Origin of the sequence: Kineococcus sp. GCM10028916 (assembly GCF_042674865.1) — a bacterium.
Taxonomy (GTDB): Bacteria; Actinomycetota; Actinomycetes; order Actinomycetales; family Kineococcaceae; genus Kineococcus.
The window spans coordinates 222,661-240,137 of record NZ_JBHTFM010000001.1; the positions used below are offsets into that span (position 1 = coordinate 222,661).

The 17,477-nt window shown below is 70.6% G+C and carries 11 protein-coding genes; 9 read left to right on the plus strand and 2 right to left on the minus strand.

Translation table 11 applies throughout. The annotated features are described in order from the left end of the window. Nucleotides 1-209: 209 nt before the first annotated feature. The 3 genes from ACFQ46_RS01130 to polA are packed head-to-tail and all read left to right on the plus strand — an operon-like array spanning nt 210 to nt 5,363. Nucleotides 210-809 (plus strand): GNAT family N-acetyltransferase, encoded by a 600-nt coding sequence (locus tag ACFQ46_RS01130; RefSeq protein ID WP_380256350.1) that lies wholly within the window; start codon nt 210-212, stop codon nt 807-809. Nucleotides 810-847: 38 nt separating this feature from the next. After that, nucleotides 848-2,512, plus strand: a complete 1,665-nt coding sequence (locus tag ACFQ46_RS01135) for a diguanylate cyclase domain-containing protein (protein WP_380256352.1) — start codon at nt 848-850, stop codon at nt 2,510-2,512. A gap of 49 nt (nt 2,513-2,561) precedes the next feature. After that, entirely contained in the window at nt 2,562-5,363 is a 2,802-nt protein-coding gene (gene polA / locus ACFQ46_RS01140; protein ID WP_380256354.1) for a DNA polymerase I, read from the plus strand. Nucleotides 5,364-5,565: 202 nt separating this feature from the next. Here polA and ACFQ46_RS01145 read toward each other — a convergent pair whose 3' ends face one another. Further along, on the minus strand, nt 5,566-6,384 hold the full coding sequence (locus ACFQ46_RS01145; RefSeq protein WP_380256356.1) for a class I SAM-dependent methyltransferase: 819 nt from the start codon (nt 6,382-6,384) through the stop codon (nt 5,566-5,568). 179 nt (nt 6,385-6,563) lie between these two features. Between ACFQ46_RS01145 and rpsA the strand changes: the two genes are divergently transcribed. Beyond that, nucleotides 6,564-8,087: a 30S ribosomal protein S1 gene (gene rpsA / locus ACFQ46_RS01150; protein ID WP_380256358.1), complete on the plus strand. Its 1,524-nt coding sequence runs from the start codon at nt 6,564-6,566 to the stop codon at nt 8,085-8,087. Nucleotides 8,088-8,168: 81 nt separating this feature from the next. Here the strand turns inward: rpsA and ACFQ46_RS01155 are convergent, their stop codons facing one another. Continuing rightward, nucleotides 8,169-9,206, minus strand: coding sequence for a LacI family DNA-binding transcriptional regulator (locus ACFQ46_RS01155; protein ID WP_380256360.1), 1,038 nt, complete (start codon nt 9,204-9,206; stop codon nt 8,169-8,171). A gap of 370 nt (nt 9,207-9,576) precedes the next feature. Here ACFQ46_RS01155 and chvE point away from each other — a divergent pair, with 370 nt between their 5' ends. The 5 genes from chvE (at nt 9,577) to ACFQ46_RS01180 (ending at nt 17,470) form a co-directional block, all read left to right on the plus strand. Continuing rightward, nucleotides 9,577-10,728 (plus strand): multiple monosaccharide ABC transporter substrate-binding protein, encoded by a 1,152-nt coding sequence (gene chvE, locus ACFQ46_RS01160; protein ID WP_380256362.1) that lies wholly within the window; start codon nt 9,577-9,579, stop codon nt 10,726-10,728. A gap of 108 nt (nt 10,729-10,836) precedes the next feature. Beyond that, complete coding sequence (gene mmsA / locus ACFQ46_RS01165) at nt 10,837-12,435, plus strand: multiple monosaccharide ABC transporter ATP-binding protein (RefSeq protein WP_380256364.1); 1,599 nt, start codon at nt 10,837-10,839, stop codon at nt 12,433-12,435. After that, nucleotides 12,432-13,661, plus strand: coding sequence for a multiple monosaccharide ABC transporter permease (mmsB, locus tag ACFQ46_RS01170; protein WP_380256366.1), 1,230 nt, complete (start codon nt 12,432-12,434; stop codon nt 13,659-13,661). Before mmsA ends, mmsB begins: the two co-directional genes overlap by 4 nt. A 594-nt stretch (nt 13,662-14,255) precedes the next feature. Further along, nucleotides 14,256-15,140 carry a glycosyltransferase family 2 protein gene (locus ACFQ46_RS01175; RefSeq protein ID WP_380256368.1) on the plus strand — a complete coding sequence of 295 codons (885 nt, stop codon included), beginning with the start codon at nt 14,256-14,258 and terminating at the stop codon, nt 15,138-15,140. Continuing rightward, nucleotides 15,137-17,470 (plus strand): glycosyltransferase, encoded by a 2,334-nt coding sequence (locus ACFQ46_RS01180; protein ID WP_380256370.1) that lies wholly within the window; start codon nt 15,137-15,139, stop codon nt 17,468-17,470. Before ACFQ46_RS01175 ends, ACFQ46_RS01180 begins: the two co-directional genes overlap by 4 nt. Nucleotides 17,471-17,477 lie beyond the last annotated feature (7 nt).

Below are 17,477 nucleotides of genomic sequence, written 5' to 3' on the forward strand. Positions count from 1 at the left end.
GACCGCGGGCGCGGCGAATCGTCACGTTGACAGCACAACCGAGCACGCAGCGTCGAAGGTGACCCCCAGATCGTGGGGGTACCTTCCGCCCCGGCGCTCTCGTGCCCTAGTGTCCGGCGCAGTCGCCACGAGCAAGCGGGGCGGCCACCGGAGCGGGGGCCCGGTCTGCTTCGTCGGGTGCGTCGACGCACCTCGTGGAAGGGGATCACGTGGCACGACCTGCCGTAGAGGTCCGAGACGCCGGCACGGGCGATCTCGACGCCCTCATGGAGCTCTACTCGAGCGCCCGCTTCGACCAGGGCCAGCTGCGCGCCTCGGTGGGCAGCGTCCGGGCCCGGCTCGAGCGGGCGATGGAGGCCGGCGAGGTCCAGGTGCTCATCGCGTTCCTGGGCGCCGAGCCCGCCGGCTACGCCCTCCTGACGACCTCGCCGCTGCTGCCGCTGGGCAGCACCGCGGGCCCCAGCATCGAACACCTCCACGTCGTCCCGGCCCTGCGGCGTCGCGGAGTCGGCCGGGCGCTGCTGCGTCGTGCGCTGCACCTGGCCCAGGCCGAGGGCGCCGAGCAGATCGCCTGCACCGTCCTGCCGGGTGACCGCGACTACACCCGCTACATGGCCCGCCTCGGGTTCGCGCCCGCCGTGGTGCGCCGCGCGGTCCCCGTCCACGTCCTGCGTCGTCGTCTCTCCGAGGGACCCGCCGCCCTCGTGCACACCACCGACGTCGTGGCCCGGCGCCGCTCGTTGCGGGCCCGGCTGGCCCGCTCGGCGGCCCCGACGACTCCCGGCACGGGTGTCCCGACCGCCTCCTGAGGCTCAAGACCACCTCCGGGGTGCCCGACACCCCGAAGGTGAGCACGTCGGAAGCAGCTGCCGCCATCGTCGCCGCCATGCGGGCCGACGGGCGGTCCCGCGTCTGCGCCATCGACGACGTGGGCGTGCTCGTCACCGTCCCCGCGAGCCTGGAACTGCCCGCGGGGACCGCGCTCACCCCGCCCGGCCACCGCACGACGCTGGCCCACCTCGTGGACTCCCTGGACCTGATGCGCGTGGTCGAGATGTGGGAGTCCGTGCAGGCCGACGGCGTCGCCTCCGGGGTGGTCAGGCTGCCGGGCAACCCCGAGCAGTACGCCCTCGCCTTCGCCGACGCCCGCGCGGAGCACGGGTGCTACCTGGCCTCGCTGACCCCCCTCGGGGTCACCGTGGTGGGGACCGGCAGCGGCGCCCAGGAGATCACCCGCGTCATCGAGGAGGTGCGTCCGCGCACCGCCACCCTGCGCAAGGACTCCCACGCCCTCATCACCGAGGTCGGCGACCGGGCCGAACGCCTCCTGGGACACCCCGCCGCGGCGATGCTGGGACACCGCTCCACGGAGTTCCTGCACCCCGACGACGTCGCCGTCGCCCTCGACGGGTGGATGCAGATGCTGAGCACCGGAGTCGGCTACCGGTCGCGGCTGCGCCACCGTCGCGGCGACGGCAGCTGGCTCTGGCTCGAGGTCGTGCAGCAGATCGTGCCCACCGACGACGGCACCGTGTCCGTGGTCGCCGAACTCACCGACATCAGCACCGAGATGGCCGCCGTGGAGGAGCTGCGTCGCCGGGAGCGGCTCTTCCGCCGCACCGTCGAGGCGCTGCCCGTCGGCCTGCTCCGGATGGACGTGCAGGGCCGCGTCGTCCAGGTCAACGCCCGCTTCGGCGCGCTGCTGGGCTCGCCCGCGGGCCTGGCCGAGGACGCCTCGCTGGCCGCCCGCCTCGCCGACTGCGGCGAGGACTGCGCCACCCGCACCCTGGCCGCCGTGCAGGCCTGCCTCACCGGGGGTGACGACGCCCACGTCCAGGTCACCGTCGGCGGCGACGACTGGTCCGGCGCCCAGCACTGCTCGATCGACGTCGTCCCCCTGGGCGACGACGACGGTGAACCCGGTGTCGTGCTCGTCGTCCAGGACGTCACCGAGGCCGTGCGCGCCCAGCGGCGCCTCGCCCACCGTGCGACCACCGACGGCCTCACCGGCTGCCTCAACCGCTCCGCCGTGCTGAGCGCCCTCGACGACGCGCTCGCCACCGCCCCGACCGGGGGCGAGCACGCCCCCGCGGTGATCTTCTTCGACCTCGACGGCTTCAAGTCCGTCAACGACCGCCTCGGGCACGCCGTCGGCGACGCGCTGCTGATCCGGGTCAGCGAGGTCCTGCGCGAGGTCGTCGCCGTCCACCCCGGAGGCGCCGAGGTCTCCCGCCTCGGCGGCGACGAGTTCCTCGTCGTGCTGCACCGCAGCGAGGACCAGCAGGAGGTCGAGAACCTCGCCCGGCGCGCCTGCGAGACGTTGCGCGAGAACCTGCCCCGCACCCCGCAGCTGGCCGGGGACCTGCACCGGCTGCCCATCGGGTCCAGCGCCGGCTCCGCGAGGGCCGTCCTCGGCGACACCGCCGGCACGCTGGTCGCCCGCGCCGACGCCGCCATGTACGTGGCGAAGCGCGCGGGGCGCCGGGCGGACTGGAGCGACCCCGGCCGTTGACCCCTCGCTGGTGAGGCCCGTGTCGCAGGGGCTGGCTACCCTGACCGACGTGACACCCGCTGCCTCCACGCCCACTCGCGCCGCCGCGAAGAAGACCGCCGCGAAGCCCGCGAAGAAGGCGGCGCCCACCCGCCCCCGGCTGCTGCTCATCGACGGCCACTCGATGGCCTACCGCGCCTTCTACGCCCTGCCGGTGCAGAACTTCGCGACCACGACGGGCCAGCCGACGAACGCCGTCTACGGCTTCACCTCGATGCTCATCAACCTGCTGCGCGACGAGGACCCGACCCACTTCTGCGTCACCTTCGACGTCTCGCGCGCCTCCTTCCGCACCGAGGTCTACGCCGAGTACAAGGGCACCCGGACCAAGAGCCCGGACGAGTTCCGCGGGCAGGTGGACCTGGTCAAGGAGGTCCTCACCGCCCTGCGGGTGCCGATCGTGGAGATCGAGGGCTACGAGGCTGACGACGTCATCGCCACCCTCACCGAACGGGCCGTCGAGCAGGGTTTCGAGGTCCTCATCTCCAGCGGGGACCGCGACGCCTTCCAGCTCGTCCGCGACGAGGTCACCGTCCTCTACCCGGTGAAGGGGGTCTCCGAGCTCACCCGGATGACCCCCGAGGCCGTGGAGGCGAAGTACGGCGTCCCGCCGCAGCGCTACCCCGACCTCGCGGCCCTGGTGGGGGAGACCTCGGACAACCTGCCCGGGGTGCCGGGCGTCGGCGCGAAGACCGCCGCGAAGTGGATCAACCTCTACGACGGCCTCGACGGCGTCATCGCCAACGCCGACCTCGTCAAGGGCAAGGCGGGGGAGAGCCTGCGCGAGCACCTCGACTCCGTCATCCGCAACCGCCGCCTCAACGCGCTGGTCAACGACCTCCAGCTCTCCGCGACCATCCCCGAGCTGATCCGCCGCGCCTGGGACCGCGAGGAGGTCCACACCGTCTTCGACGGCCTCGAGTTCCGCGTCCTGCGCGACCGGCTGTTCGCGACGCTGGAGTCGGCCGAACCGGAGGCCGAGGAGGGGTTCGGCGTCGACGGCGCGATCCTGCTCGGCGGCGAGGTCGCCCCCTGGCTGCGGGAGCACGCCCAGGGCCGGACCGGACTGCAGGTCACGGGGGAGTGGGGACGCGGTACGGGCGAGGTCACCGGCCTCTCCCTCGCCGGCGCCGACGGCGTCGCCGCCTGGATCGACCCGGTCACCCTCGAACCGGGCGACGAGCAGGCCCTCGCCGCCTGGCTCGCCGATCCCGCACGACCCAAGGTCGCCCACGACGTGAAGGGCCCCACCCACGCCCTGCTCGCCCGCGGCTGGGAGCTGGCCGGGGTCGTCTTCGACACCGCCCTCGCCGCCTACCTGTGCCGCCCCGACCAGCGCAGCTACGACCTCGCCGACCTGTCCGTGCGCCACCTCAAGCGCGAGCTGCGCGCCGAGGGGTCCGCGCCCGGTTCGCCCGCCGAACCCGTCGACGAGCAGCTCACCCTCGACGGTGACGACGGTCCCGTCGGCGGCGACGAGCAGGCCCGCGCCGAGGAGGGCATGGTCCGGGCGCTCGCGATCTCCGAGCTGGCCGGGGTGCTCGCGACCGAGCTCGAGGAGCGTGGCGGCACCCGGCTGCTGCGCGAGGTCGAACTGCCGCTCGTCGAGGTGCTCGCCCGCCAGGAACGGGTCGGCGTCGCCGTCGACGGGCAGCTGCTGACCGACCTCGAGGCGCACTTCGCCGAGCGCGTCGCGCAGGCGCAGACCCTCGCCTACGAGGTCATCGGCACCGAGATCAACCTCGGGTCGCCCAAGCAGTTGCAGACCGTGCTCTTCGAACAGCTGGAGATGCCGAAGACCAAGCGCACCAAGACCGGGTACACGACGGACGCCGACGCGCTGGCCGCGCTCTTCGTCAAGACCGAGCACCCGTTCCTGGCCCACCTGCTCGAGCACCGTGACGCGTCCCGGCTGCGCCAGACCGTCGAGGGGCTGCAGAAGTCCGTGGCCGACGACGGCCGCATCCACACGACGTACCAGCAGATGATCGCCGCGACCGGTCGGCTGTCCTCCACGGACCCGAACCTGCAGAACATCCCGATCCGCACCGAGGAGGGACGCCGGATCCGGGAGGCGTTCGTCGTCGGGTCCTACGCAGCTGGTGGGGGGGAGTTCGAGTGCCTGCTCACGGCCGACTACTCCCAGATCGAGATGCGGATCATGGCCCACCTCTCCGGGGACGAGGGGCTGATCGCCGCCTTCACCTCCGGTGAGGACCTGCACCGCTTCGTCGGCAGTCGCGTCTTCCACGTCGAACCCGCCGACGTGACGTCCGAGATGCGCGCCAAGATCAAGGCGATGTCCTACGGACTCGCCTACGGCCTCAGCGCCTTCGGGCTCTCCAACCAGCTGAAGATCTCCACCGAGGAGGCCAAGGGCCTCATGGACGAGTACTTCGAACGCTTCGGCGGGGTGCGCGACTACCTGTTCGGTGTCGTCGAGGAGGCCCGCCGGACCGGGTGGACCGAGACGATCATGGGTCGCCGCCGCTACCTCCCCGACCTCGCCAGCGACAACCGCCAGCGTCGCGAGATGGCCGAGCGGATGGCCCTCAACGCTCCCATCCAGGGTTCCGCCGCCGACATCATCAAGGTCGCGATGCTCGACCTGGACCGGGGTCTGCGCGAGTCCGGGCTGCGCTCGCGGCTGCTCCTGCAGGTCCACGACGAACTCGTCCTCGAGGTCGCCGAGGGCGAGCGCGAGGCCCTGGAGGCCCTGGTGCGCTCGACGATGGCGGGGGCGGCGGACCTGGCCGTGCCGTTGGACGTGTCGGTCGGCGTCGGGCGCAGCTGGCACGAAGCAGGGCACTGACCCCGGTCGGGCGGGTCGCTGCGGTGGTCACCCCCGCAGCGACCGGCCGACCTGCCACCGGTCCGACCCGACGCTGCCGCGCCGTGGGGTGAGGTGTGGGTGTGCCGGACAGGTCGCCCTGACGCCCACTCCGTCCCACCGACGCCTCACTCCACGTGGTGACGCCGGTGGGTGCGACGGTCCGGGGCGTGCACACGCACGGTCACGGCAGGTCAGCCACCAGGACGAGGGTCCCCGGCAGCAATTCTCCCCGCAGCCGGCTCCACCCGCCCCACACGGCGTCGCCGGCCGCCCACTCGGGTTCGACCAGGTCGCGCACCACGAAACCGGCGCTGACGAGGAGCCGCACCCAGTCGCCGACGGTGCGGTGGTGCTCGGCGTAGGTCACGACGCCGTGCTCGTCGGCCTCAACGTAGGCCCGGCGGTCGAAGTAGGAGTGGGTGGCGGTGAGGCCCTCGGGGCCGGGGACGTCGGGCAGGGCCCACCGCAGCGGGTGCGGGACGCTCGCCGCGAACCGGCCGCCCGGGCGCAGCACGCGGGCGCACTCCGCGAGCACGGCGTCCGCGTCGGCGACGAAGGGCAGTGCCCCGTAGGAGGTGAAGACGACGTCGAAGCTGTCGTCGGCGAAGGGCAGCACCCGGGCGTCGCACTGCACCAGCGGCACCCCTGCGGCGTAGGCGGCGTCGGAGCCCTCGCGCAGCATCCCGAGGGAGAGGTCGCTGGCCACGACCCGTCCGCCGCGGGCGGCGACCCAGCGGGCGCACTGCGCGGCCCCGGCGCCGAACTCCAGGACGGTCCTCCCGGTGAGGTCGCCGAGCAGCCCCGCGTCGGCCTCGCGCAGGCCCTCCGGTCCCCAGACCAGGTCCGAGCCCTCCCGGTCGTCGCCGAGGAAGGCGCCGTGCTCGCGGCGGTACCCGTCGGCCTCGGCGTCCCACCAGCGGCGCTGGGCGGCCACGGTCTCGCTCGCGCCGACGCTGCGGCGTCCCACGGAGGGCTGGTCGGGGAGTTCCTCGGTGCTCACCGGGAGATCGTCCCAGTCACCCCGGTGCCGGGGCGGCTTTGCCCCCTCCGCCGCGCACAGGTAAGCTCGCACGGCTTGCGTCCCCAGGTTCCACCTACGGTTCCCCGGGTGGCGCAGGTGGCGGCCGGGACGACCCGGCCCGCGACCCTACGACTGTCCATGACGGAGCCCCTACCTCCATGACGACCACCACGACCGCGCCGGCGGGCACCACTCCTCAGATCGCGATCAACGACATCGGATCGGCTGAGGACTTCCTTGCCGCGGTCGACGCGACCATCAAGTACTTCAACGACGGTGACATCGTCTCCGGCACCATCGTGAAGGTCGACCGCGACGAGGTCCTCCTCGACATCGGTTACAAGACCGAGGGCGTCATCCCCTCGCGCGAGCTCTCGATCAAGCACGACGTCGACCCCAACGAGGTCGTCGGTGTCGGCGACGAGGTCGAGGCCCTGGTCCTCCAGAAGGAGGACAAGGAAGGCCGTCTGATCCTGTCCAAGAAGCGCGCTCAGTACGAGCGCGCCTGGGGCACCATCGAGGCCAAGAAGGAAGCCGACGAGGTCGTCGAGGGCGTCGTCATCGAGGTCGTCAAGGGCGGCCTCATCCTCGACATCGGTCTCCGCGGCTTCCTGCCCGCGTCGCTGGTCGAGATGCGTCGCGTCCGCGACCTGCAGCCCTACGTGGGCCAGACGATCGAAGCCAAGATCATCGAGCTGGACAAGAACCGCAACAACGTGGTCCTGTCCCGCCGTGCCTGGCTCGAGCAGACCCAGTCCGCGGTGCGCCAGAACTTCCTCACGACCCTGCAGAAGGGTCAGGTCCGCTCCGGCGTCGTCTCCTCGATCGTCAACTTCGGTGCCTTCGTGGACCTCGGTGGCGTCGACGGTCTCGTCCACGTCTCCGAGCTGTCCTGGAAGCACATCGACCACCCCTCCGAGGTCGTCGAGGTCGGTCAGGAAGTCACCGTCGAGGTCCTCGACGTGGACATGGACCGCGAGCGCGTGTCCCTGTCGCTCAAGGCGACGCAGGAAGACCCGTGGCAGCAGTTCGCCCGGACCCACGCGATCGGTCAGGTCGTGCCGGGCAAGGTCACCAAGCTCGTCCCGTTCGGTGCGTTCGTGCGCGTCGACGACGGCATCGAGGGCCTGGTCCACATCTCCGAGCTGGCCGAGCGCCACGTCGAGGTGCCGGAGCAGGTCGTCCAGGTCAACAGCGACATCTTCGTCAAGGTCATCGACATCGACCTCGAGCGTCGCCGGATCTCGCTGTCGCTGAAGCAGGCCACCGAGGCCCTCGCGGCCGCGGGCGAGGAGTTCGACCCCTCGCTCTACGGCATGGCGGCGGACTACGACGAGCAGGGGAACTACAAGTACCCCGAGGGCTTCGACCCCGAGACCAACGACTGGCTCGAGGGCTTCGAGACCCAGCGCGAGGAGTGGGAAGGGCAGTACGCCCTCGCCCACGAGCGCTGGGAGGCCCACAAGAAGTCCGTGGCCGAGCAGGCCGAGGCCGAGGCGAAGGCCGAAGCCGAGGGCGTCACCGCGGCGTCGACGACCAGCAGCTCCAGCTCCTCGAGCAGCAGCAGCTCTTCGTCCTCCACTCCGTCGTCCTACACCTCCGAGGCTCCGGAGGCCGCCGGCACGCTGGCGTCCGACGAGGCCCTGGCGGCTCTGCGCGAGAAGCTCACCGGCGGGAACTGATCGTCCGCTGACACGCTGATCGACTGACGAAGGCCCCGACCGGATCCCGGTCGGGGCCTTTGTCGTGCCGGGGGTGTCCGGTCAGCGGGGGCCGGCGGTGCTGGAACGGACGACGAGAGCGGGGGAGACCGGACCGGTCTCGACGACGCGCTCGCCCAGGCGGCCGAGCAGCACCCGCACGCAACGGCGGCCGATCTCGGCGAAGTCCTGGCTGACCGTCGTCAGCGGGGGGAAGAGGAACCGCGCTTCGGGGATGTCGTCGAAGCCGACGACGCTCACGTCGTCGGGGACGGAGCGGCCCACGTCGGCCAGCGCCCGCAGGACCCCCACGGCCATGTGGTCGTTGGCGACGAAGAGGGCGCTGACCTCCTCCAACGGCAGTTCGCCCAGCGCCAGGTACCCCGACTGCGCGGACCAGTCGCCGCGGACGGGACGGGGTACGACCCGCACGCGCTCGACCAGCGCGGTCCGCCAGCCCGTGGAGCGTGCCCGCGACTCCGCCCAGTCCCGGGGCCCGGCGACGTGGTGGACCGTGGTGTGCCCGAGGTCGAGCAGGTGGTGGGTCGCCTCCCGGGCCGCGGTGACCTCGGCCCAGTAGGCGTCGGCGATCCCGGCCCCGTCGAGGCCCGGGGCCAGCACGCAGGGGAACGCGGCGTCCACCGCGCGGACGGCCTCCTGCGAGGCGTCCTCGGGGACGACGGCGATGGCGCCGTCGACGTACTGCGAGCGGAGTTCCTCCAGCGCCGTCCGCACACCGTCCGGCGTGAGGTCGGGCAGCATCACGAGCGAGACGGAGTACCCGGCCGCTCGGGCCGCCTCCTGGATCCCGGACAGCGTGGTGACACTGCCGTAGAGCGAGGTGTCGGCCGCGACCACGCCGATGCGGTGGGAGCGTCGGGTGACGAGGGTGCGGGCGGCGATGTTGGGCCGGTAGCCGAGCTCGGCGATGGCGAGCTCGACGCGTTCGCGGGTACGACGCGCGACGGAGGGACTGCCGCGCACCACGCGTGAGACGGTCTGCTGGGAGACGCCGGCCAGCGCGGCGACGTCGGCGAGGACCGGAACGCGCGACTCGGCCTCGGGGGCAGCGGCGCCCCGGGCCTCGGAATCGGCGGACATGCCACTTCCTGACTGGTGAGCAGGTCCCGTCCCTCATCGCTGAGGGACGGGAGAGGGCTGAGGAACGACCGGGGGTGCGGGGGAGTGCTCCTGTCGGCGTCGACCTCGCGGCGTCAGGGTAACCCACGCCCGCACTACCACGTGCACCTTCTCGGCGTCTGGGTGAACAGCTTGACGAGCGCGTTTGGCAACGTTAACAATGAAGTCACCAGTCACACCAGATCGTCAGATCGACCTGCTGTCGGGCGCTGGGACGAGGAAGCTCGAGCCCCGCAGTGAACATCCATCCCCCAGCGCCGTCTGGCGCACACTCAGTGCCGCGCGAGTTCGTTCGCGCGGCATTCACGAGGTACAGAGGAGTTCCGCCGTGATGAAACGCCGCAGTGCCCTTGCCGTCTTCGGCGCAGGTATCGCCTTCACCCTCGCTGCCTGTGGCGGTGGCGGTGCGGGTACCGACACCGCCAGCGGTGACGGCAGTTCCTCCGCCAAGCCCTCCGACGTCACCGTCGGTGTCTCGATGCCGACCCAGACCTCCGAGCGCTGGATCGCCGACGGCAACAACGTCGAGGCGGGCCTGAAGAAGGCCGGCTACAAGGTCGACAAGCAGTTCGCCAACGACGACATCCCGACGCAGGCGCAGCAGATCGACCAGATGATCACCAAGGGTGACAAGGTCCTCATCATCGCCGCGATCGACGGCACCGCGCTGACCAGCCAGCTCACCGCCGCCAAGGCCGCGGGCATCAAGGTCATCTCCTACGACCGCCTCATCCGCGGTTCGGCTGACGTCGACTTCTACGTGTCGTTCGACAACTACAAGGTCGGTGTGCAGCAGGGCACCTCGCTGCTGACCGGTCTCGGCCTGCTGAACGCCGACGGAACCCCCGGCACCGCCACCGGCCCGTTCAACGTGGAACTCTTCGCCGGTTCCCTGGACGACAACAACGCGCAGTTCTTCTGGGACGGTGCGATCGACACCCTGCAGCCCTTCATCGACAAGGGTCAGATCGTCGTCAAGTCCAAGCAGTCGAAGATCGACCAGGCCGCCATCCTCCGTTGGCAGCAGGAGGTCGCGCAGCAGCGCATGGAGAACCTCCTGACCTCCGCCTACAACGACGGCAGCAAGGTCGACGGCGTCCTCTCGCCCTACGACGGCATCTCCCGCGGCATCATCACCGCGCTGCAGAACGCGGGCTACGGCGCCGCGGACAAGAAGATGCCGGTCATCACCGGTCAGGACGCCGAGATCGCCTCCGTCAAGCTCATCAACGACGGCGTGCAGTACTCGACCATCTTCAAGGACACCCGCAAGCTCGCCGACGAGGCCGTCACCGCCGCCGGCGACATCCTCGCCGGCAAGGAGCCCACGGCCAACGACACCAAGACGTACGACAACGGCGTCAAGGTCGTCCCGGCCTTCCTGCTCGAGTCCCAGGTCGTCACCAAGGACAACGTGAAGACCGCCCTGGTCGACACCGAGTACTACACCCAGGCCGAGGTCGACGCCGGCAAGGCCAGCTGACCCACCACGTGAACCTCCCGCCCCGGCCCGGTCTCCGCGGCCGGGGCGGGATCCGTGGTGTCGCAGCACGAAAACCCCCCATCCAGAACGAGGGACGACGGTTCACCGATGACCGACACAACCCAGGCGTCGACTTCAGCGACGCAGCCCACCATCCTGGAGATGCGTTCCATCACCAAGACCTTCCCCGGGGTCAAGGCGCTGTCCGACGTCTCGCTGTCGGTCCGTCGCGGTGAGGTGCACGCCATCTGCGGCGAGAACGGCGCCGGGAAGTCGACGCTGATGAAGGTCCTCTCCGGGGTCTACCCCTACGGGACCTACGAGGGCGAGATCCACTTCGACGGCAACCTCTCGCAGTTCTCGGGGATCGCCGACAGCGAGAAGACCGGCATCGCGATCATCCACCAGGAACTCGCGCTGGTGCCCTACCTCTCGGTCGCCGAGAACCTGTTCCTCGGCAACGAGATCAAGGGCCGCAGCGGTCTCATCGACTGGAACCGCACGAACGGTGAGGCGTCGAAGCTGCTGGCCCGCGTCGGGCTCGACGAGAACCCGACGACGCCGATCGGGCAGCTCGGGGTCGGCAAGCAGCAGCTGGTCGAGATCGCCAAGGCCATCAGCAAGGACGTCCGCCTGCTGATCCTGGACGAGCCGACCGCGGCGCTCAACGACAACGACTCCGCGCACCTCCTCGACCTGCTGCGCCAGCTGCGGGAGGAGGGGATGACCTGCATCATGATCTCGCACAAGCTGAACGAGATCGAGGCCATCTCGGACTCGGTGACGATCATCCGTGACGGTCGCACCATCGAGACCCTCGACATGCGCGCCGACGCCGTCACCGAGGACCGCATCATCCGCGGGATGGTCGGCCGTGACCTCGACAGCCGTTACCCCGAGCGCGAGTCGAACCCGGGCGAGGAGGTCCTCCGCATCGAGGACTGGACCGTCGGGCACCCCGTGCAGGACCGGTTGGTCGTCGACCACGCGAGCCTGAACGTGCGGGCCGGCGAGGTCGTGGGCATCGCCGGGCTGATGGGCGCCGGGCGCACCGAACTCGCGATGAGCGTCTTCGGTCGCAGCTACGGCCGCTACCTCGGCGGGCAGTTGTTCCACCGCGGCAAGCCCTTCCAGACCCGCAACGTCGGCGAGGCGATCAAGCACGGACTCGCCTACGCCACCGAGGACCGCAAGAAGTACGGCCTCAACCTCATCGACGACATCAAGCGCAACGTCTCCGCGGCGGCCCTCGACAAACTCGCCACCGGCGGTTTCGTCAACGCCAACGAGGAGATCAAGGTCGCCGAGGACAGCAAGCGGAGCATGAACATCAAGGCTCCGACGGTGACGGCCCTGACCGGGAAGCTCTCCGGCGGGAACCAGCAGAAGGTCGTCCTGTCGAAGTGGATCTACTCCGACCCCGACGTGCTGATCCTCGACGAACCCACGCGCGGCATCGACGTCGGCGCGAAGTACGAGATCTACACGATCATCAACCGGTTGGTGGCCGCCGGCAAGGCCGTCATCGTCATCTCGTCCGAACTGCCCGAACTGCTGGGCATCTGCGACCGCATCTACACCCTCTCGGCCGGCCGGATCACCGGTGAGGTGCCGATCGCCGAAGCATCGCAGGAGAGCCTGATGGTCCTCATGACGAAGGACCGCTCGCTCACCACCACCCCCACCCCCCAGGAGCACACCGCATGAGCGGCACCAGCACGGTCAAGAAGGCGACGCCGCCGCCGGCGCCGAAGACCGGTTCGGCCAACCCCCTCGTCGCCATCACGGCGAACCTGCGCGAGAGCGGCATCTACATCGCGTTCGTCGTGGTCGTGGCGCTGTTCTGGCTGATCACCGACAACCACCTGTCGCTCAGCCCGGGCAACATCACCAACATCATCCTGCAGTACTCCTACGTCCTGGTGCTGGCCATCGGGATGGTCATCGTCATCGTCGCCGGCCACATCGACCTCTCGGTCGGGTCCGTCGTCGCCCTCACGGGGGCGGTCTCGGCGAAGCTGGTGATCGGCGACGGTCACGCGTGGTGGGTCGGCATCCTCGCCGCCCTCGGGGTCGGGATCCTCATCGGTGCCTGGCAGGGTTTCTGGGTCGCCTTCGTCGGCATCCCCGCCTTCATCGTCACGCTCGCCGGGATGCTGCTGTTCCGCGGTTTCACGCTGTTCGTGCTGGACAACGTCTCGCTCTCGCCCTTCCCCGAGCAGTACGGCAAGGTCGCGACCGGGTTCATCAACGGCCTGTTCGGCGGGTACGGCTACGACGCGTTCACCCTCTTCATCGGGGTCGTCGCGGTCGTCGCGTTCGCCGTGGGTCAGTTCCGCACCCGGTTGGCCAAGGTCCGCTACCAGCAGGTCGTCGAGGCGCTCCCGCTGTTCGTGCTGCGCATCGTCCTGGTGGCGCTCGTCGTCATGGCCATCGCGTGGAAGCTCGCGCACAGCCGTGGTCTGCCGATCGTCCTCATCATCCTGGCCGTCCTGATCCTGGCCTACTCCGTGATCATGAAGAGCACGGTGTTCGGTCGTCAGGTGTACGCCATCGGCGGGAACCTCGCCGCGGCGCAGCTGTCCGGCGTGAACGTCCGTCGGGTGAACTTCTGGATCTTCGTCAACATGGGCTTCCTGGCCGCGGTCGCCGGGATCATCTTCTCCTCGCGGTCCAACGGCGCCCAGCCGGGCGCCGGCAACGGCTTCGAGCTCGACGCGATCGCCGCGGCCTTCATCGGTGGCGCGGCCGTCACCGGCGGCATCGGGAAGATCCAGGGCGCCATGATCGGTGGTCTGCTCGTCGGCGTGATCTCCAACGGCATGCAGCTGCTGGGCATCGACCAGTCCCTGCAGTCGGTCATCAAGGGCCTCGTGCTGCTCCTGGCCGTCGCGTTCGACGTCTACAACAAGCGTCGCGGTGGGGTGCGCTGACCCGCCACCACCCACGACGAAGGGCCCGACCGGAGCGATCCGGTCGGGCCCTTCGTCGTTCCGGGCGGGAACGGGTCAGCGGCGCGACAGTCGGCGCCACAGGCTGCCCCGACGCCGGTAGCGCGGGCAGTCGCACTCGCTGCAGTCGCTCCCGCGCCGGTAGTGCTGGTGGTGGCTCGCGGGGTGCCCGCAGACGCAGGTCGGGGAGAGAGGGGCGGTGGGTTCGGTCATCGGGTCCTCTCGGGTGCGCAGGAGAAGCTCAGGATAGGTCGTGAGGAGCGCGGGGAACCGAGTCGGAGCGCCCGTGACGGAGGACGCGTCGAGCCAGCGCAGGCGCCGGGAGGTGCCGCGAGCCGGCGAGCGAGCAGGCAGTAGACGTGGCAGCTGCGAGGCGTTAACGGGCTCGTTACCTGATGGGTATGAGCGGACTGTGCACATTCTGGTACGTTCCGATGCAGGTTGACCCGATCGGGGAACGGCAAACACCCAGCGTCACAAGAGTATCACTGGACGTGAGGATTGTCGTTCCGGTCGGTAGACCTCCCATGACGCGAGGGCATCGCGCCCCTCATCCGCACTCGTCCGAGGAGCACCGTGGCGCAATCCGCGAACCCCCCCGTCATCCCCGCCGACAAGCCGCAGCTGCGTGTCAGCGTCATCATCCCGACGCTGAACGAAGCCCTGAACCTGCCGCACGTGCTGCCGCACCTGCCCTCGGGCCTGCACGAGGTGATCCTCGTGGACGGGCGCTCGACGGACGGGACCATCGAAGCCGCGCTGGAGCTGATGCCCGACATCGTCGTCGTCCGTCAGACCCGCAAGGGCAAGGGCAACGCCCTGGCCTGCGGTTTCCTGCAGGCCTCCGGCGACATCATCGTCATGGTGGACGCCGACGGTTCCACCGACGTCCGGGAGATCCCGCGCTTCGTGGCGCCCCTGCTCGAGGGTGCGGAGTTCGCCAAGGGGTCCCGCTTCCGCCGTGGTGGCCACTCCCACGACATCACCGCGGTCCGACGGGTCGGCAACTGGGGTCTCAACACCCTCGTGAACGTGCTGTTCGGCACTCGCTTCACCGACCTCTGCTACGGCTACAACGCTTTTCACCGCAGCGCGCTCGACGTGATGGACCTGCCCTCGATCGACCTGCCGGCTCCGGCCGACGGTTCCAAGGTGTGGGGCGACGGATTCGAGATCGAGACCCTCATCAACGTCCGGGTGGCCCGTTCCGGCATGGTCATCGACGAGGTGCCCAGCATCGAACAGCCCCGCATCCACGGGGTCAGCAACCTCAACGCCGTGACCGACGGGCTCCGGGTCCTGCGCATCATCGCCTCCGAGCGACTGCGCAGGGCGACCGACCGCCGTCGCGTCGTCGAGCTGCCCGAACCCCGCCCGGAGTTCACCCGCGTCGCGGCCACCCCCGCCCCGGTCGGCGTCGAGTCCGGCGTGCCCGCCGAGGCCGTCGAGAACACCCTGTGACGACTGCTCTCGGCGGAGGCCTTCCGCTCAGCGTCGTCGTCTGCACCTACACCGCGCAACGCCACGACGTCTTCACCACGGCCTTGCACGCCGTGCGCGCCCAGCTGGACGCCGCGGTGGGCGACGAGCTCGTCGTGATCGTCGACCACAACGAAGACCTCCTGCAGCAGGTGACGGTCGAGTTCCCGGACGCCCGCGTGCTCGCCAACACCGGGCCCCAGGGCCTCTCCGGGGCACGCAACACCGGGGTGGCGGCAGCCCACGGCGACGTCGTCGTGTTCCTCGACGACGACGCCGTCCCGCGTGCCGGCTGGCTCGAGGGGTTGCGCGCGGACTTCCGCCGCGACGCGGTGAGCGTCGTCGGCGGTGGTGTCGTCCCCGCCTGGGAGGGGGGTCACGCCCCGCACTGGTTCCCGGAGGAGTTCGGCTGGATCGTCGGCTGCGACTACCGCGGCATGCCCGCCGACGGTGGCGAGATGCGCAACCCGATCGGGGCCAACATGGCCGTGCGGGCCAGCGCATTCGGTGTCGTGGACGGTTTCGACACCTCGGCCGGTCGTGTCGGTTCGCTGCCCGTGGGGTGCGAGGAGACCGACTTCTGCATCCGACTCCGACAGGCCGAACCGGCCTCGGTCGTGGTGCGGCGCAGCAGCGCCGCCGTCGACCACCGGGTTCCCCGGAAACGTCAGACGGTGTCCTACCTGTTCAGCCGCTGCTGGCACGAGGGGCGTTCCAAGGGACTGCTCTCGGCCCGGGTGGGTTCGCAGGACGGGCTCTCCAGCGAGCGCAGCTACGTCGTCAAGGCCGTCGGAGGCGGGGTGCTGCGACACCTCAGCGCGCTCGCGCGCGGTGAGATCGCCGGCCCGGCCCGGGCCGGACTGCTCGCCGCCGGCACCGTCGTGACCGCGGCGGGGTACGCCTCGACCCGGCGGACGACCCCGGCTCCCTCGGCCACGACGACCGCGACCACGACCACGACCGCGGGTTTCCGGCCGCTGCGCATGATCGAGGTCGATCTGCACGGTGACGGTTTCATCCTCGAGGAGGGCGACGCCCGGGTGCGGTTGCTGGTCACCGCCGACGACCGTCCCATCGACCTGGTCGACGTCCCCGAGCACGCTCTCGACCGGCCGCGCCCGACCCACGTCCACGCGGCTGAGGTCCGGAACTGGCTGCAGCAGGACGGGGCGGACCGCCTGGTCCGCCCCGACCACCGGATACCGCCGCCGAGCGCGTCGGGGATCCCGGGAACCGTCGCCGTCTCGGTCGTGGTCCCCACCGCGGGGCGCGGTGAACAGCTCGTTCGCTGCGTCGGATCCCTGCTGGCGCAACGCTTCGGGGACATCGAGGTCATCGTCGTCGACAACAACCCGACACCGGGGCACGTCGCCGGCCTGCTCACCGACCAGCTCGCGCGGGACAGCCGGCTGCGCCTGGTGCACGAACCCGACGGGGGTTCCAGCGGGGCCCGCAACCGCGGGATCCGGGAGGCTCGCGCGGACGTCATCGCCGCCACCGACGACGACGTCATCGCGCACCCGGCCTGGGTGGGAACCCTGCTCGGGGTGTTCACCGATCCCGAGGTGGACGCCGTCACCGGTCTCGTCCTCGCCGACGGGTTGCGGGTTCCGGCGCAGGAGACCTTCGAGCAGTACGGCGGTTTCTCCAAGGGGTTGGACCCGCGGCGCTTCACCCGCGACAGCCACCGCGAGGAGAACCCGCTGCACCCGTACTCGGCCGGCAAGTTCGGTTCGGGGAACAACGTCGCCTACCGCCGTTCCGCGGTGCTCGCCGCCGGCGGGTACGACCCGTTGTTGGGACCAGGATCGGTCGTGCGGGCCGGTCAGGACCTCGACCTGTTCCTCGCGCTGCTCTTCGCCGGATGCACGCTCGTCTACGAACCGGCAGCCATGGTGTTCCACGAGCACCGCGACTCCACCGAACAGCTGCACCGCCAGGTGCACAACTACGGCCGGGGTCTGGCGGCCGTCATCGCCAAGCACGTCTCGGCCTCGCCCGAGCGGGCACTGGGGGTTCTGGTGCGCATGCCGCGTGCGGCCCGGTACCTGCTCTCGCCCTCTTCCGAGAAGAACGCCGGTCGGGGTGCCGACTACCCGCGGACGTTGTCGTGGGCGGAGTACCGCGGTCTCGCCGAAGGAGTTCCGGCTTACGTGCGGGGACGTCTCGACGTGGCCGCCCGCACCACCGGAGCCCTGCACGACGTTCCCGTGGTGACCCTCGAGGTTCCGGAACCCCGGGCCGTCCCGAGTGAACCGGTCCGGACCGTGGTCCTGCCCGAGGTCACCCAGCCGTCAGGAGGTGCCAGCTGAAGCGTCC

What these genes read in the sequence shown, in the direction of transcription:
- rpsA (WP_380256358.1), top strand. Translation starts at nt 6,564, where the DNA reads ATGACGACCACCACGACCGCGCCGGCGGGCACCACTCCTCAGATCGCG.
- ACFQ46_RS01155 (WP_380256360.1), bottom strand. Translation starts at nt 9,206, where the DNA reads ATGTCCGCCGATTCCGAGGCCCGGGGCGCCGCTGCCCCCGAGGCCGAG.
- chvE (WP_380256362.1), top strand. Translation starts at nt 9,577, where the DNA reads ATGAAACGCCGCAGTGCCCTTGCCGTCTTCGGCGCAGGTATCGCCTTC.
- mmsA (WP_380256364.1), top strand. Translation starts at nt 10,837, where the DNA reads ATGACCGACACAACCCAGGCGTCGACTTCAGCGACGCAGCCCACCATC.
- mmsB (WP_380256366.1), top strand. Translation starts at nt 12,432, where the DNA reads ATGAGCGGCACCAGCACGGTCAAGAAGGCGACGCCGCCGCCGGCGCCG.